The sequence below is a fragment of the Paracidovorax cattleyae genome (assembly GCF_900104515.1).
GTDB classification, from domain to species: Bacteria; Pseudomonadota; Gammaproteobacteria; order Burkholderiales; family Burkholderiaceae_C; genus Paracidovorax; species Paracidovorax cattleyae.
On record NZ_FNJL01000001.1, the window covers coordinates 314,505 to 330,615 of the forward strand.

Here is a 16,111-nt window from a genome sequence, read left to right on the forward strand (position 1 = left end):
GACCAGCAGGTCGATGTCGCGCGCGTCGTGCCCGGCAGGTGGGCACCGTCCACGATGCTGATGAGGCCGTGGGCCTTCACCACCCCCATCAGGTCCGCGATCGACAGCATGGTGCCAGTGTTGCAGGTGGGCGAGGACCACATCATCGCGCGCACGCGCTTGCCCAGGGCCTCGAGCGCGCGGATGCGCTCGTCGAACAGGTTCACTCAGGTGGCCGCGGTCTGGTGGTTGCCCACGGGCGTCTCGATGCGCGGCACCTCGATGCCATAGCGGTCCGCGGCGATCTTGAGCGGCGTGTCGCCGCCGCCGTGCTCGTGGTTGGTGGTCACCACCACGTCGCCGCGCGGCCAGTCGATGCCGAGGATGGCATGGCACATGCCCGAGGACGTGTTGGCGGAAAATGCCCGTTCGTCCGCATCCACGCCAAAGCCCGGCGCCACCTGCCTGCGCAGGTCGAGCAGGTTGCCCCGTAGCCGCTGCCGGAATCGGCCGCCTGCTTGCGGTTCTCGCTGTCGAAGACGTCCAGCACCAGCCTGGGGTGCAGGAGGCCCGGGATCTCGCCGCCGCGGCCCCGGAGCGCGTGATGGTGCTGTCGATGCACCAGGACGCCGGGTATGTGCGGCGTGCCGTGGGCCTGGGCGCGCGCGGCTACGTGCGCAAGGATGCGGATGCGCCGGCCGGCCAGCTGGTGCAGACCATCGAGACGGTGCGGGCCGGCGGCAGCCATTTCAGCGAAGGCGTGCGCGCGCTGGTGGGCGGCGGTGCTCGGGCTGCTGGCCGAGGGGCGCTCCAACAAGGACATCGCCGAGCAGATGGGCACCTCGGTGCGCACGGTGGAAACGCACCGGCTGCACCTGCGGCGCAAGCTGCGCATCGACGGGCAGGCCGCCCCGGCGAAGTACGCGGTGGCCCATGCAGACGTGTGCTGCCGACACGCACCTTCCGACGTAGCGGAATTCCCCGCTGCGGCACGGAGTGTGTCATTCCGATGTCATGGGGTGGGAGTAACTTCGCGACAATTGTGTATGAATGTAACAATCGCACCCGGCCATGACAGCGCGCTCCAGGCGGTGGTCGCTTCGCTGTCGCCTGCGGTGCGGGACGGCACGGGACCGCTCGTGCGGCTCATGCGGGGCGGCGGGCTCCACTGCGTGTTCCAGCCCCTCGCCGATCTCCGCGAGGGCAACGTCTATGCCCACGAAGCCCTGATCCGCGGCCCGGCGGGCACGCCCCTGCACACGCCCGACCGCCTGCTGGAGGCTGCGCTCGCGGAAGGCGTGCTGCAGGAGTTCGAGCTGCTGTGCGTGGCGATCGCCCTGCGGCAGTGGGGGGCGTCCGGCGGCGCGGGCCGCCTGTTCGTGAACATCAGCGCGGATGCGCTGGTGCGCGGGGTATCGCTGTGCCGCGGCATGACGCTGGCCGGCGCGGCCCGGGCCGCGGGCGTGTCGGCGGAGAACGTGGTGCTGGAGATCACCGAGCACGAGCGTGTGAGCGACATGGCCTCGCTGCGCGAGTCGCTCAAGCAGGTGCACGCCTGCGGCGCACGCATCGCGCTCGACGATTTCGGGGACGGCCGCTCCAGCCTGCGGCTCTGGTCCGAGACGCGGCCGGACTTCGTGAAGATCGACAAGTACTTCGTGCGCGACATCAGCGCGCATCCCGGGAGCCTGCAGATGCTGCAGGCCATCAAGGGCATCGCGGACGCGTTCGGCACCACCCTGATCGCCGAGGGCATCGAGACGCAGGACGACCTGCGGGCGCTGCGCGACCTCGGCATCCCCTATGGCCAGGGCTACCTGCTGGGCCGGCCCGGGCCCGGACCGCGCGGGCGGATCGAAGCGCCGGCCCTGGACGCCGTGCGCGACCGCCGCGTGGCGATCATGCCGCACCGCGGCCAGAACGCCCGGCCGGGCATCCTGCGCAACCTGCTGGTGGTGCATGCGCCCACGGCCACGGCCGAGACCAGCAACGACACCGTGGCCGGTCTCTTCAAGGCGCATCCGGAACTGCATGCCCTGCCGGTGCTCGACGGTGCGCGCCCCGTGGCGCTGATCAACCGCCAGCAGTTCATGAACCACTACGCGACGCTCTACTTCCGCGAGGTGCACGGCCGCAAGGCCTGCGCGGCCTTCGCGAACCCGGCGCCGCGCGTGGTCGAGCTCGACTGCGACGTGGACCAGCTCGTGGGCATCCTGACCTCACAGGACCAGCGCTACCTGAGCGACGGGTTCATCGTCACCGACAACGGCCGCTACGTGGGCCTGGGCACTGGCGAACAACTCGTGCGCAGCGTGACCGAGGCCCGCATCGAGGCGGCGCGTCACGCCAACCCCCTCACCTTCCTGCCGGGCAACATTCCCATCAGCCTGCACATGCAGCGGCTGATCGACAGCGGCACGGAGTTCGTGGCCTGCTATGCCGACCTGAACCACTTCAAGCCGTTCAACGACTACTACGGCTACTGGCGCGGCGACCAGATGATCCGCCTCGTGGCGCGGCTGGCCGTGGCGCACTGCGATGCGCAGCGGGACTTCATCGGGCACGTGGGCGGGGACGACTTCATGCTGCTGTTCCAGAGCGGCGACTGGCTGCAGCGCTGCCAGCGCATCGTGGAAGAATTCGCGCGCGAGGCGTTCCAGTTGTTCGACGATGCCGCGCGCGCGGACGGCGGCATCTGGGCGGAAGACCGGCACGGGGTGAAGCGCTTCTTCCCCTGCACGACGCTGGCGATCGGGGCGGCGCGCGTGGTGCCGGGCACCATGCGCCATGCCGAGGAGGTGGCCAATGCCGCTGCGCTGGCCAAGCACGAAGCCAAGGGCTGCGCGAGCGGCCTGGCCTGGCGCACGGCGGAACGGACCGATCCCCTGGTGCACGCTCCGGGGCCTGTACCGCTGCGCGCCTGGCAGGGCTCGGGCGCCACCGCCGCAGCGTCCGCCTGAGCGGCGGGGACGGCCCGCCAGCGGTCAGCGGGCCGGCGCGCCGCCCTCGAACCAGCGCCGCACGAGATCGCGCTCGGCATCCGTCATGCCGGTGGCATTGTTCATCGGCATGAGCTTCTGCACCACTGCCTGCTGGTAGATGGCCTGGGCATGCTGCGCCACGGATTCGGCGGAATCCAGGCGCAGGTTCTTCATCTGCACCTGCTCGCCGTGGCACATGTAGCAACGCTGTGCCAGCACCGGCTGCAACTGGGCGTAGCCCACGGGCGCAGCGGCGGCCGGGGACGATGGCGCCGCCGGCACGGCGGGTGCCTGCGACAGCCGCAGCCCGGAGATCGTGCCGACGATGACGGCGCAGCCCACCAGGGCGTAGGGCAGCGGGTGCGCATTGCGGCCCAGCTTCCAGCCGTGGCGCATCACGAAGAACTGGCGGATGGATGCGCCCGCGAACATCATCAGGATGAGGATCAGCCAGTTCTGCGGATGGCTCCAGGTGAAGCTGTAGTGGTTGGACAGCATGCAGAACAGCACCGGCAGCGTGAAGTAGGTGTTGTGCACGCTGCGCTGCTTGCCGCGCTTGCCGTGGATCGGGTCCACCGGCTGGCCGGCCTTCATCTGCGCGATCACCTTGCGCTGGCCCGGGATGATCCAGAAGAACACGTTGGCGCTCATGCTGGTGGCGATCATCGCGCCCACCAGCAGGAAGGCCGCGCGGCCCGCGAACCAGTGGCAGGCCAGCCACGAGGCCGCGCACACCAGCACGAAGACCAGCGCGCCGACGATGGCGTCGCCGTTCTTCCGCTGGCCGAAAACGCGGCAGATCGCGTCGTACAGCAGCCAGAACACGGCCAGGAACGCCAGCGCGACCACGACGGCGGTGGCCGGTGCCCAGTCCATGCGCGACTTGTCGATCAGGTAGGTGCTGGCGCTCCAGAGGTAGGACACCGTGAACAGGGCGAAGCCGCTGATCCAGGTGCTGTAGCTTTCCCAGAAGAACCAGTGCAGATGCCTGGGCAACTGGGGCGGCGCGCCTGCGAACTTGACCGGGTGGTAGAAGCCGCCGCCGTGCACCGCCCAGAGTTCGCCGCTCACGCCCTGGCGCTGGAGGTGCTCATCGACCGGCCGGGTGAGGCTGGAATCGAGAAAGACGAAATAGAACGACGACCCGACCCAGGCGATGGCGGTGATGACGTGGACCCAGCGCAGCAGCAGGTTGGCCCAGTCGAGGAGGTAGCTTTCCATGGTGGCTCTCAACTTCGTGCGCGGCCCGTTGCATCGAAGGCGGCCGCGCGGCAACCTGCTCACCACGGCGGGCGCTCTGAGCAGCGGGAAGGCCGCGCTGGATGCGCCCCCCGCCCCAACGACGGAAAAGACGGCATCGCCTTGCACCGCTGCGACCTGTGGCCCGAGTGTATGCAGGTTCCGTTCCCGGCGCGACGGGAGCGGCCCGGATGGCGTCATCCGAGCGGCGTGGGCGGCAGGGTGGCGAGCAACTGGGCCGCCACCGACACCGCGATCACTTCGGGCTCCTTGCCCGCGATGTCCGGCAGGCCGATGGGACAGGTGACGTGCGCCAGTTCCTGCGCGCCGAAGCCCCGCGCCTGCAGGCGGTGCGAGAAGGTGGCCCACTTGGTGCGGCTGCCGATGAGCCCCAAGAACGGCAGGTCGGCACGGGCGCGCTGCCGCGCGAGGCAGGCGGCGACCACGTCGAGATCCTCCGCGTGGCTGAAGCTCATGATGAGCACGCGCGAGCCCGGCGCCAGCCCCGGCACGGCTGCATGCACGGGCTCGGAATGCTCGCAATGCGCCCCGCCGGCCTCCGCGTCCGGAGGGAAGACGCCATCGCGGCTGTCGATCCAGGTGAGCTCGAAGGGCAGCGGCGCCAGCACGCGCGCCAGTGCATGGCCCACGTGCCCCGCGCCGAAGAGCGCGACCGGCGCGCGCGCGGGCGCCAGGCGCGTCGCGAGCGCTGCGCGGTCCGCCGCCTCCACGCGGGTGAAGCGCAGGTGGACCACGCCACCGCAGCACTGGCCCAGGCTCGGCCCCAGGGCAAACCGCACCACCGGCGGCGCGGCCGGCCCCGGCGCGTCCAGGCGCGCACGCGCCTCGCGCACGGCATCCCATTCCAGCCGGCCGCCGCCGATGGTGCCCAGCAGCGGCCCGTCGGCGAACACGGCCATCCATGCGCCGCGCTCCCGCGGCACCGATCCCTGGATAGACTCCACCTCGACCAGGCAGGCCGGCCGCGCGGCCAGCCCCTGGATCAAGGCGTGCAGGGCGGGCGTCAACGCCATGGCGCGCCCCCGCGTTGGGTCATCCAGGGCCCGGCGCATGTCCGCCACCTTTCCCCGCGGCCCGCAACGGACCTCCGATGAAGCCTTCCCTCCCCTCCTCCCACGGCGCGACGGGTGCCGGACGCCACTGGCTGCTGGCCGGCCTGATGGCGGCCGTCGCCTCCCTCGTGGCCGCCTGCAAGTCGGGACCGGAGACGGCCCCCGCGCCCGACGAAGCCAGCGCCCCCGCCGCTGAGGCATCCGGCGACGTCAAGGGCCCGGAGCCCGCCACGCGCGGCTCGGCGCGCACCTCGGCCGCGGCCAATCCGCGCGCCTACCGGCAGGACGCCGCCACGCACCTCTACGGCCTGAACCAGGCGCGCATCTACCGGGGCAAGCTCCCGCCCCTGCTCTACGCCATCGGCACGCTGCAGGTCGATATCGACCGCAACGGGCAGGTCACCCGCCTGTCCTGGATGCGCGCGCCGCGCCATGCGCCGGAGGTGATCGCGGAAATCGAGCGCACCGTGCGCGCCGCGGCGCCCTACCCCGTGCCCGAGCGGATGGGCCGCGTCACCTACACCGACACCTGGCTGTGGCACAAGTCGGGCCGGTTCCAGCTCGACACGCTGACCGAGGGCCAGCTCTGACGCCTGCGGGCTCGGCAGTTCAGGAGCCACGGTAGGTCGAGTAGCTCCAGGGGCTGACCAGCAGTGGCACGTGGTAGTGCTGCTCGGCATGGGCCACGCCGAAATCCAGGCTCACGCGGTCGAGGAAGTTGGGCTCGGGCAGCGCCACGCCGCGTGCGCGGAAGTACGCGCCCACCTCGAACGACAACCGGTAGGTGCCTGTCCGCAGGCTGGCGTTGTCGAAGAGCGGCGCATCGGTGCGGCCGTCCTGGTTGAGCACCAGTTCCTTGAGCAGCCGGGCCTGGCCGCCTGCGGTGTCGTAGAGCGAAACGGCCATGCCGGCGGCCGGGCAGCCGTGCATGGTGTCGAGAACGTGCGTGCTGAGGCCCATGGGGCGTCTCCTGGTGTCTGGGTGCCCCAGTGTATGCAGGCTCCATGCCCGTCCCGCCGCACCGGGGCCGGCTGTAACGAACCGTGACGTGCGTGGCGGGACGCCCGCTCTACACTGTCCGCCCCTGCCGGCGGCGTTCTGCGCCGGCATGCACTACAACGACAGGAAAGGGCTTCGACCGATGACTTCCCCCCGCCTCCAACGCCCCTGGCTGCTCGCTGGAAGCAGCATGCTCGCGCTGCTGGCCATCGCGGGCTGCGCGAACCTCCCAGGCACTGCCACGGCGCCCGCGGACACCGCGCAGGCCCCGGAAGGTGCTCCCCAGCAGACGCCGGCGGCGCGCGCGGCGGGCCGCGCCTACGACATGGACATGGATGTCTTCCATCCGGTCGTGGCGCGCAACGGCATGGTGGCCACCGAGCAGGAACTGGCCACCAAGGTGGGGCTGGACATTCTGCGGGCCGGGGGCAACGCGGTCGATGCGGCCGTGGGCGTGGGCTTCGCGCTGGCCGTGGTCCTGCCCAACGCCGGCAACCTGGGCGGCGGCGGCTTCATGATGGTGTACGACGCGAAGAGCGGCAAGAGCGTGGCGCTCGACTTCCGCGAGATCGCACCCCGCAAGGCGAGCCGCGACATGTACCTGGACGAGAAAGGCAACGTGATCGACGGCAAGTCGCTCTACACGCACTACGCCGTGGGCGTGCCGGGCACGGTGGCGGGCCTGGAGCATGCACTCAAGACCTGGGGCACCCAGCCGCTGTCGAAGGTGATCGCACCCGCGATCGCACTGGCGGACAAGGGCTTCCCCGTGAGCCTCACGCTGGCCAAGACGCTGGCGCAGGAGCGCGACAACATGGGCCGCTGGCCGGCCACGCGGCAGATCTTCTGGCGCGGCGACGCGCCCCTGAAGATCGGCGACCGGCTGGTGCAGAAGGACCTCGCCCAGTCCCTGCGGCTCATCTCGCAGCAGGGTGCCAAGGCGTTCTACCAGGGCCCGATCGCACGGCGCATCGCGGCCGAGATGGCGCCCTATCCCGGTGCCCTGGGCCTGCAGGACCTGCGCGACTACGAGGTGGTGGAACGCACGCCCGTGCGCGGCACCTACCGCGGCTACGAAGTGGTCACCATGCCCCCGCCCTCGTCGGGCGGCGCGCACCTCGTGCAGATCCTCAACATGCTCGAGCCGATGCCGCTCGCCCAGTGGGGCCCGGGCAGCGCCCAGACCCTGCACATGATGGCCGAGAGCATGAAGCTGGCCTACGCCGACCGCTCCGAGTACCTGGGCGACCCGGATTTCGTGAAGGTCCCGCTCAAGGGCCTGACCTCCAAGGCCTACGCCGCCTCGCTCGCGAAGACCATCGATCCGAACAAGGCGCGCCCCGCCAGGGACATCAAGCCGGGACAGCCGCAGCCCTACGAGAGCGACCAGACCACGCACTTCTCGGTGGTGGACAAGGCCGGCAACGCGGTGGCGGTGACCTATACGCTGAACACCAACTTCGGCAGCGGCATCGTGGCCAAGGGCACGGGCATCCTGCTCAACAACGAGATGGACGACTTCGCCGCCAAGCCCGGCGTGGCGAATGCCTACGGCCTCGTGGGCGGCGACGCCAACGCGGTGGCCGGCGGCAAGCGGCCGCTTTCGTCCATGAGCCCCACCCTCGTGCTCAAGGACGGCAAGCCGGTCCTCGTTACCGGCAGCCCGGGCGGCGCGCGCATCATCACCACGGTGCTGCAGACCGTGGTCAACGTGATCGACTTCGGCATGAACCCCGCCGAGGCCGCGGCCGCACCGCGCATCCACCACCAGTGGACCCCGGACGAGCTGCGCATCGAGAACGGCTTTTCGCCGGACACGCTGGCCATCCTGAAGTCGCGCGGCCACAACCTGGCACTCAAGCCCTCCATGGGCCGCACGCAGACCATCCAGCGCAAGGACGGCGTGCTGTTCGGCTACTCCGATCCGCGCAATCCGGACGGTCTCACGCTGGGCTACTGACCGCGGCCCGCGCCTACCCGCCGTCAGGCCACGGGCCGCATCGGGTGGGCGAGGAAGAAGCGCAGCATTTCCGCGCTGGCGTCCACGCCGTCCACATCGGTGAAGGTGCCCTGGCCGTCGCCGCCGGACCACGCGTGGCCCGTTCCATGGAGCTCCCACAGCTCCGCGCCGCAGCGGCCCGTGCCGTCCTCATAGACCGTTCGGGTGAACCTCCGCCCTCCCACCGAGACACCCGCCGTCGTCCGGGGAATCATGGCTTGCAGGGTTTCGCTCTCGTGGGCTTTCACCGCTGCATCGATCACTGCGCCGGCATTGCCGGGGTGCACGGTCGTGTCGCCATCGCCGTGGAACACGATCGTCGGCACTGCCCGGGTGCGGCCCGCGCAACCGCCGGGCGCCGGGCTTCCGCTGCGCATCACGGACAGCGCCGACATGGCATCGTTCGCGGCACCTGCCCGCAGGCCGGAATGCACCCCCACGGCGGCGAAGATGTCGGGGTAGCTGCAAGCCAGGATGTCCGCCATGGCCCCGCCCGCCGACAGCCCCGCCACGAACACGCGGGACCGGTCCATCCGGTACTCCTGAGCGATCGACTGCGCCAGCGCAGCCAGCACGGCGGGCTCGCCGCCGTCCCGCCCCTGGTGCTGCGGCTTGAACCAGTTCCAGCACCGGTGCGCGTTGTCCCATTGGGCCTGTTCCGGGTACAGCACCGCCACCCCTGCGTCGCGTGCATGGACATGCATCTGCGTGCCGGCCGCGAAATCGCCGGCATCCTGGGTGCAGCCGTGGAGCATGACCACCATCGGGCAGGGCTGCGCACCTTCGGCGCGCGGCGGAAGGCACAGCCAGTAGGCGAGCGTGCGGCCCCGGTGCGTGAACTTGCCGCGTATCCATTGTTCGGGATCCATGCGGTCCGGCCCGGCAGCCGGCAGCGGGGCCGGGAGTGCGCGCCGCATGGATTCGGCGTTGATGGTAGGAAATTCAGTCATGCGGGCCCACTATGGACGGCCCGCTCCCGCTGCAGTGCAGCAATTACGCCCGTCCCGGCGTGCTCGCCGTCCTACGCACCTGTCCGCCGCAGGCGGCATGGCCGCCATGGCCGGCACTACAGCACCAGCAGCGCGCGGAAGTCGTTCACGTTGGTGTGCGTCGGCCCGGTGACCACGAGGTCGCCCAGGGCGGCGAAGAACCCGTAGGCGTCATTGCGCGCGAGATGGTCGTCCACGCGCAGGCCTGCCCGAGCGGCGCGCGCCAGCGTATCGGGTGCGACGAAGGCCCCGGCGTTGTCCTCCACTCCGTCGATGCCGTCGGTGTCGGCGGCCAGCGCCCACACCCCCTCCTGCCCCTGCAGCGCACGGGCCAGGCCCAGGCAGAACTCGCCGGCGCGGCCGCCCCGGCCCCGCGGGGCGCCGGGCGGTCGCTCGCGCACCGTCACCGTGGTCTCGCCGCCCGAGAGGATGGCGCAGGGGCGGGCGAACGGACCGCCGTGCCGCGCCACGGACCGGGCGAGTGCGGCATGCACGGCCCCCACGTCCCGCGATTCGCCCTCCATTTCGTCCGAGAGGATATGCACCGGCAGCCCCGCGGACCGTGCCGCCGCGGCGGCCGCCTCCAGCGACTGCCGCGGCGTGGCGATCAGGTGCACTTCCGGCGCCTGGCCCTCCACGGGCTTGGGCGTTTCCAGCGAACCGGCCTCCAGCGCCGCACGCACGGCCGGCGGCAGGGCGATGCGGTGGCGGTCGAGGATGCGCAGCGCGTCCGCGCAGGTCGTCGCGTCGGGCACGGTGGGGCCGCTGGCGATCACCGCCGGATCGTCGCCGGGCACGTCGCTGATCGCGAGCGTCACCACCCGCGCCGGGGCACAGGCGGCTGCCAGCCGGCCGCCCTTGATGCCGGACAGGTGCTTGCGCACGCAGTTCATCTCGGCGATGCCCGCGCCGCTCTCCAGCAAGGCCCGGTTGATGCGCTGCTTGTCTTCCAGCGCCAGGCCCTCGGCAGGCAGCGTGAGCAACGCGGAGCCGCCGCCCGAGATCAGGCAGACCACGAGGTCGTCGGCCGTCAGGCCGCGCGCCAGCTCCAGCATGCGCCGCGCCACCGCCTCGCCCGCGGCGTCGGGCACCGGGTGCGCGGCCTCCGCCACGTCGATGCGCGCCGGCACCCCGCGCGGCCGCGGCGGCACGTGGCCGTAGCGCGTGACGACCAGCCCGGACAGCGGCGCCCCGGCCGGCCACAGCGCCTCCAGCACGTGCGCCATGGCCCCACCGGCCTTGCCGGCGCCCAGCACCAGCGTGCGGCCCCGGGGCGGGGGCGGCAGGTACGCGGCCATGCGCTGCAACGGCAGGGCCGCCTGGACGGCCACATCGTAGAGGTGGCGCAGGAAGCGGACGGGTTCGGTGGCGGGATCGGGTGCGGGCAACGAGGAACCAGCAGACGGCAGGTCGGGGAAGGTCATGCGCAGATTCTGGCGCAGGCATCCGTGGCGACACGTCACGGATACATATTGACTCCGGCAACTGCACCAAGGCACCGAGAATTCCCTGCCGCTGGCGGGAGGCTGGCGCGCAGCGGCTTCTGCTGCCCCCTTTTTCCATTCAAGAGTCTTCAATGACCATTGCACCCTTGGCGTGCCGCCGGGAGGACGGCGGCACGCCGATCCAGATCACCGATGCGGGCACCATGAGCCACCTGCTGTTCAAGCTGCGGCACCTCATCCACTTCACCACGCAAGCCGGCGCGGCTGGTATCGCCCGCACCGGGATGATTCGTGCCAGCAGTTATGGCCTCGACGGAATTTTTGGCGCCGGTGTGTACATGGCGCGGATCGGGCGCCCGCTCAACGGTTTCATCGACAAGGTATCGCGGATTCCCATCCACCTTCCCACCCCGGCAGGAACCGTGCGCATCGTGCCCTACCTCGTATACGTACGTTGGGGAACGGCAGGAGTGAAGATCGCGCCATGAACACACTGCCGCCATCCCGCATTCTCCGAAGAGCATGCGTCCTGTTCGCCTGGGGCTGCTGGGCATTTGCCTGGTGGAAGTCCATCTGGTGGCTGGTGCCTGTTTCCTTCATTCCCTATCTCCTGTGCAACCGCTATGGATACCTGCTGGATAGAAACCGCCCCGAGGACCGCGGCGAGCCTTGAGCAGTAATCCGCACCCCCTGGTGCGGGAATGCCTTGGAACGCGCCCCGAACTTGGTGCACAAAAATTGCATACAAAAATCCGGTCCGCCGCTATCATGGGCCGGATGGAACCGTCCACCACCAGCGCCATCGTCGCGAGCCTGACCAAGGCCATCGTGGAGCACCGCCTGCTGCCGGGCGCCAAGCTGGCCGAGCAGAAGCTGGCGGACCATTTCGGGGTATCGCGCACGCTGGTGCGGCAGGCGCTCTTCCAGCTGTCGCAGAACCGGCTCGTGACGCTGGAGCCGGCGCGCGGGGCGTTCGTCGCGGCGCCGTCGGCCGAGGAGGCGCGGCAGGTGTTCGCCGTGCGCCGCATGCTGGAAGCCGAGATGACGCGCGCTTTCGTGCGCGAGGTGACGCCCGCCCGGGTGCGCGCCCTGCGCGAGCACGTCGCACGCGAGAAGCAGGCGGTGGACGAGGCCGACGTGCCGGGACGCACCGAACTGCTCGGCGATTTCCACGTGCGCATGGCCGAGCTCATGGGCAACGAAGTGCTCGCGCAGATGCTGGGCGAGCTGATTTCCCGCTGCGCGCTCATCACCCTCATGTACCAGAGCGCCGACGAGGCCGCGCATTCGCACGAGGAGCACGGCCACATCGTGCAGGCCCTCGCCGACCGCGATGCCGACCTGGCCGTGCGCCTGATGGACGAGCACCTGCGCCACGTGGAGGCCAGCCTGGCCTTCGACCGCGCGCACCCCGCCAACGAGCTGTCCCGCGCGCTCTCCTGATCCCCCTGCAGCCCTTTTTCCCAACGCCACCACCACCATGACCGCACCGCCGATCTACGACGCCACCCTGCCCTACCCGCGCGACCTCGTGGGCTACGGGCGCAATCCGCCGCACGCGCGCTGGCCCGGGGGCGCGCGTATCGCCGTGCAGTTCGTGCTGAACTACGAGGAAGGCGGCGAGAACGCCACCCTGCACGGCGACGCGGGCAGCGAGCAGTTCCTGTCGGAAATGTTCAACCCGGCCAGCTACCCCGACCGCCACATCAGCATGGAGGGTATCTACGAATACGGTTCGCGCGCGGGTGTCTGGCGCCTGCTGCGCGAGTTCGAGCGCCGCGGCCTGCCGCTCACCGTGTTCGGCGTGGCGACGGCGCTGCAGCGCCACCCGGAGGTGACCGCCGCCTTCGCCGAGCTGGGCCACGACATCGCCTGCCACGGGCTGAAGTGGATCCACTACCAGAACGTGCCCGAGGACGTGGAGCGCGCCCACATGGCCGAGGCCATGGACATCATCCGGCGCCTCACGGGCGAACGCCCGCTGGGCTGGTACACCGGCCGCGACAGCCCCAACACCCGCCGCCTGGTGGCCGACTACGGCGGCTTCGCCTACGACAGCGACTACTACGGCGACGACCTGCCCTTCTGGATGAAGGTGAAGAAGACCGACGGCACCGATGCCACGCAACTCATCGTGCCCTACACGCTCGACTGCAACGACATGCGCTTCGCGCTGCCGCAGGGCTACTCGCACGCCGACCCGTTCTTCCAATACATGAAGGACACCTTCGACGCGCTCTACGCCGAGGGCGACCCGGCCGGCGACGACCGGCCCAAGATGATGAGCATCGGCATGCACTGCCGCCTGCTGGGCCGCCCGGGCCGCATCACGGCGCTGCAGCGCTTCCTTGACCACGTCCAGCGCCACGAGCACGCCTGGGTGTGCCGCCGCATCGACATCGCGCGCCACTGGGCCGCGACCCATCCTTGCCCGGAGGTGACGCCATGACCCTGACCCTCGACCAGCTCAACGCCGCGCCCGTGGACGAAGCCGCGCGGATGCTGGACGGCCTGTACGAGCATTCGCCCTGGATCGCCCAGGGCGCACTCGCCGATCGCCCCTTCCGCACGCTCGCGCAGCTCAAGCATGCGATGGTGAGTGTGCTGGACGCGGCCTCGCGCGAGGCGCAGCTCGCCCTCATCCGCGCCCACCCCGAACTGGCCGGCAAGGCCATGGTGGCGCGCTCGCTCACGGCCGAATCGACCGGGGAGCAGTCCCGGGCGGGCCTCACGCACTGCACGCCGGAGGAATTCGATCGCCTGCAGCAGCTCAATGCCGACTACAACGCGCGCTTCGGTTTCCCCTTCATCCTGGCCGTGCGCGGCCCGCGCGGCACGGGCCTGCCGCGCCAGGAGATCATCGAGACCTTCGCGCGGCGCCTGGACAGCCACCCGGATGCCGAGTTCGCCGAGGCGCTGCGCAACATTCACCGCATCGCCGAGATCCGCCTGAACGACAAGTTCGGCGTGGAGCCCGCGCTGGGCAACGACGTCTGGGACTGGCAGGAGAAGCTCGCGCAGCACAGCGACCCGGGCTTTGCCGAGAAGGGCCAGCTCACCGTCACCTACCTGACCGACGCGCACCGCGCCTGCGCACAGCGCATCAGCCACTGGATGCGGGACTGCGGCTTCGACGAGGTCGAAGTGGACGCCGTGGGCAACGTGGTCGGGCGCTACCACGCGGCCACTCCCGCCGGGCAGAAATGGCTCATGACGGGCAGCCACTACGACACCGTGCGCAACGGCGGCAAGTACGACGGGCGCCTCGGCATCTTCGTGCCCATGGCCTGCGTGCGCGAGCTGCACCGCGCGGGGCGCCGCCTGCCCTTTGGCATCGAGGTGGTGGGCTTCGCAGAGGAAGAAGGCCAGCGCTATGCCGCCACCTTCCTCGGCTCCGGCGCCCTGATCGGCGACTTCCGCCCCGAATGGCTGGACCAGCGCGACGCCGACGGCGTGACCCTGCGCGAGGCCATGCAGCATGCCGGGCTGTGCATCGACGATATCCCGAAGCTGCGGCGCGACCCGGCCGCCTACCTGGGCTTCGTCGAGGTCCACATCGAGCAGGGCCCGGTGCTCAACGAGCTCGGCCTGCCGCTGGGCGTGGTCACCTCCATCAACGGCAGCGCGCGCTACGTGTGCGAGATGCTGGGCGTGGCGAGCCATGCCGGCACCACGCCCATGGACCGCCGGCGCGATGCGGCCACCGCCGTGGCGGAACTGGCGCTCTACGTGGAGCGCCGCGCCGCGCAGGACGGCGACTCGGTGGGCACCATCGGGCAGCTGCAGGTGCCCGGGGGCTCCGTCAACGTGGTTCCCGGCCGCTGCACGTTCAGCCTGGACCTGCGCGCGCCCACCGACGCGCAGCGCGACGCGCTCGTCGCCGACGTGCTGGCCGAACTGGAGGCGATCGCCGGCCGCCGCGGACTGCGGCATACGGCCCGGCGGTCCATGCAGGCCAGCGCCGCGCCCAGCGCAGCGGCCTGGCAGCAGCGCTGGGAAGCCGCGGTCGAGGCCGCGGGGCTGCCGGTTTTCCGGATGCCGAGTGGCGCCGGCCACGACGCGATGAAGCTGCACGAGATTCTGCCGCAGGCGATGCTGTTCGTGCGCGGCCAGAACGGCGGCATCAGCCACAACCCCCTGGAAAGCACCACGAGCGACGACATGCAGCTCGCCGCGCTCGCCTTCTCCCATCTCCTGAACCAACTCGCCCAGGAAAAGAACCCATGAGCAGCAGCACCTACGCAGACATCGACGTCTGGATCGACCGGCACTTCGACGAGGAGGTGCAGTTCCTGCAGGCCCTCGTGCGCGTGCCCACCGACACGCCGCCCGGCAACAACGCCCCGCACGCCGAACGCACCGCGGAACTGCTGCAGGGCTTTGGCTACGCAGCGGAGAAGCACGCCGTGCCCGACGCCGAAGTGCGCGCCTGCGGCATGGAATCGGTCACCAACCTGATCGTGCGCCGCCCCTACGGCGCGGGCGGCCCGACGGTGGCTTTGAACGCCCACGGTGACGTGGTGCCGCCCGGCGAAGGCTGGACGCACGACCCCTACGGCGCCGAGATCGCGGAGGGGAAGATGTACGGCCGCGCGACGGCCGTGAGCAAGAGCGATTTCGCCTCGTTCACCTTCGCGGTGCGCGCGCTCGAGGCCGTGGCCCGCCCGGCGCGCGGCGCGGTGGAACTGCACTTCACCTACGACGAGGAATTCGGCGGCGAACTCGGCCCGGGCTGGCTGCTCGCTCAGGGCCTGACGAAGCCCGACCTGATGATCGCCGCGGGCTTCAGCTACGAGGTGGTCACCGCGCACAACGGCTGCCTGCAGATGGAAGTGACCGTGCACGGCAAGATGGCCCATGCCGCCGTGCCGCACACGGGTGTCGATGCGCTGCAGGGGGCCGTGCACATCCTGAACGCGCTCTACCGGCAGAACACCGCCTACCGGCAGGTCACGTCGAAGGTCGAGGGCATCAAGCACCCCTACCTGAACGTGGGCCGCATCGAAGGCGGCACGAACACCAACGTCGTGCCCGGCAAGGTGGTCTTCAAGCTCGACCGGCGCATGATCCCGGAAGAGAACCCCGTGGAGGTGGAAGCCGCGATCCGCCGCGTGATCGACGAGGCCGCCGCCGGCTTCGAGGGCATCCGCGTGGAAGTGCGCCGCCTGCTGCTGGCCAACGCCATGACCCCGCTCGCGGGCAACCGCCCCCTGGTGGACGCGATCCAGCGCCATGCCGAAGCGGTGTTCGGAGAGCGCCCGCCGGCGGTGGGCACGCCGCTCTACACCGACGTGCGGCTCTACGTGGAGCGCGGCATTCCCGGCGTGATCTACGGCGCCGGCCCGCGCACCGTGCTCGAATCGCACGCCAAGCGCGCGGACGAACGCGTGGAGCTCGAAGACCTGCG

At 70.7% G+C, this 16,111-nt stretch carries 14 protein-coding genes and 1 pseudogene; 9 read left to right on the forward strand and 6 right to left on the reverse strand.

Features of this window, described 5'->3' with window-relative positions; genetic code table 11:
• Positions 1 to 29: 29 nt before the first annotated feature.
• Positions 30 to 538 (reverse strand): annotated as a pseudogene (locus BLR05_RS26935) (aminotransferase class V-fold PLP-dependent enzyme); the annotation flags it as partial.
• Between the two features lie 487 nt (positions 539 to 1,025).
• On the opposite strand from BLR05_RS26935, the gene BLR05_RS01480 reads away from it, so the two are divergent.
• Entirely contained in the window at positions 1,026 to 2,939 is a 1,914-nt protein-coding gene (locus BLR05_RS01480; RefSeq protein WP_092831956.1) for an EAL domain-containing protein, read from the forward strand.
• 24 nt (positions 2,940 to 2,963) lie between these two features.
• Here the strand turns inward: BLR05_RS01480 and BLR05_RS01485 are convergent, their stop codons facing one another.
• Both BLR05_RS01485 and xdhC read right to left on the reverse strand, forming a co-directional pair.
• Positions 2,964 to 4,181, reverse strand: coding sequence for a urate hydroxylase PuuD (locus tag BLR05_RS01485; protein WP_092831922.1), 1,218 nt, complete (start codon positions 4,179 to 4,181; stop codon positions 2,964 to 2,966).
• 215 nt (positions 4,182 to 4,396) lie between these two features.
• A complete protein-coding gene (gene xdhC, locus BLR05_RS01490) occupies positions 4,397 to 5,233 on the reverse strand; it encodes a xanthine dehydrogenase accessory protein XdhC (RefSeq protein ID WP_092831957.1) in 837 nt (278 codons plus the stop codon).
• Positions 5,234 to 5,379: 146 nt separating this feature from the next.
• Between xdhC and BLR05_RS01495 the strand changes: the two genes are divergently transcribed.
• On the forward strand, positions 5,380 to 5,862 hold the full coding sequence (locus BLR05_RS01495; RefSeq protein ID WP_092831958.1) for a hypothetical protein: 483 nt from the start codon (positions 5,380 to 5,382) through the stop codon (positions 5,860 to 5,862).
• 19 nt (positions 5,863 to 5,881) lie between these two features.
• Here the strand turns inward: BLR05_RS01495 and uraH are convergent, their stop codons facing one another.
• Positions 5,882 to 6,232, reverse strand: a complete 351-nt coding sequence (uraH, locus tag BLR05_RS01500) for a hydroxyisourate hydrolase (protein WP_092831923.1) — start codon at positions 6,230 to 6,232, stop codon at positions 5,882 to 5,884.
• A gap of 229 nt (positions 6,233 to 6,461) precedes the next feature.
• Between uraH and ggt the strand changes: the two genes are divergently transcribed.
• Positions 6,462 to 8,231 (forward strand): gamma-glutamyltransferase, encoded by a 1,770-nt coding sequence (gene ggt / locus BLR05_RS01505; protein ID WP_092831924.1) that lies wholly within the window; start codon positions 6,462 to 6,464, stop codon positions 8,229 to 8,231.
• A gap of 23 nt (positions 8,232 to 8,254) precedes the next feature.
• Here the strand turns inward: ggt and BLR05_RS01510 are convergent, their stop codons facing one another.
• Positions 8,255 to 9,220, reverse strand: a complete 966-nt coding sequence (locus BLR05_RS01510; RefSeq protein WP_092831925.1) for an extracellular catalytic domain type 1 short-chain-length polyhydroxyalkanoate depolymerase — start codon at positions 9,218 to 9,220, stop codon at positions 8,255 to 8,257.
• A 116-nt stretch (positions 9,221 to 9,336) separates the two neighbouring features.
• Positions 9,337 to 10,683 (reverse strand): glycerate kinase type-2 family protein, encoded by a 1,347-nt coding sequence (locus BLR05_RS01515; protein ID WP_092831926.1) that lies wholly within the window; start codon positions 10,681 to 10,683, stop codon positions 9,337 to 9,339.
• Positions 10,684 to 10,835: 152 nt separating this feature from the next.
• On the opposite strand from BLR05_RS01515, the gene BLR05_RS01520 reads away from it, so the two are divergent.
• From BLR05_RS01520 to BLR05_RS01540, 6 genes are all read left to right on the forward strand, one after another.
• The gene (locus tag BLR05_RS01520) at positions 10,836 to 11,192 is read left to right on the forward strand and encodes a hypothetical protein (protein WP_092831927.1); all 357 of its coding nucleotides are present in this window, start codon (positions 10,836 to 10,838) and stop codon (positions 11,190 to 11,192) included.
• Positions 11,189 to 11,377, forward strand: a complete 189-nt coding sequence (locus BLR05_RS25625; RefSeq protein WP_143015843.1) for a hypothetical protein — start codon at positions 11,189 to 11,191, stop codon at positions 11,375 to 11,377. The genes BLR05_RS01520 and BLR05_RS25625 overlap by 4 nt, the downstream gene beginning before the upstream one ends.
• A gap of 95 nt (positions 11,378 to 11,472) precedes the next feature.
• The gene (locus BLR05_RS01525) at positions 11,473 to 12,147 is read left to right on the forward strand and encodes a GntR family transcriptional regulator (protein ID WP_019703603.1); all 675 of its coding nucleotides are present in this window, start codon (positions 11,473 to 11,475) and stop codon (positions 12,145 to 12,147) included.
• Between the two features lie 37 nt (positions 12,148 to 12,184).
• Entirely contained in the window at positions 12,185 to 13,153 is a 969-nt protein-coding gene (puuE, locus tag BLR05_RS01530; RefSeq protein ID WP_092831928.1) for an allantoinase PuuE, read from the forward strand.
• Entirely contained in the window at positions 13,150 to 14,931 is a 1,782-nt protein-coding gene (uraD, locus tag BLR05_RS01535; RefSeq protein WP_092831929.1) for a 2-oxo-4-hydroxy-4-carboxy-5-ureidoimidazoline decarboxylase, read from the forward strand. Before puuE ends, uraD begins: the two co-directional genes overlap by 4 nt.
• On the forward strand, positions 14,928 to 16,111 hold a 1,184-nt coding region (locus tag BLR05_RS01540; RefSeq protein ID WP_092831930.1), incomplete at its 3' end, for a M20 family metallopeptidase. The genes uraD and BLR05_RS01540, both read left to right, overlap by 4 nt.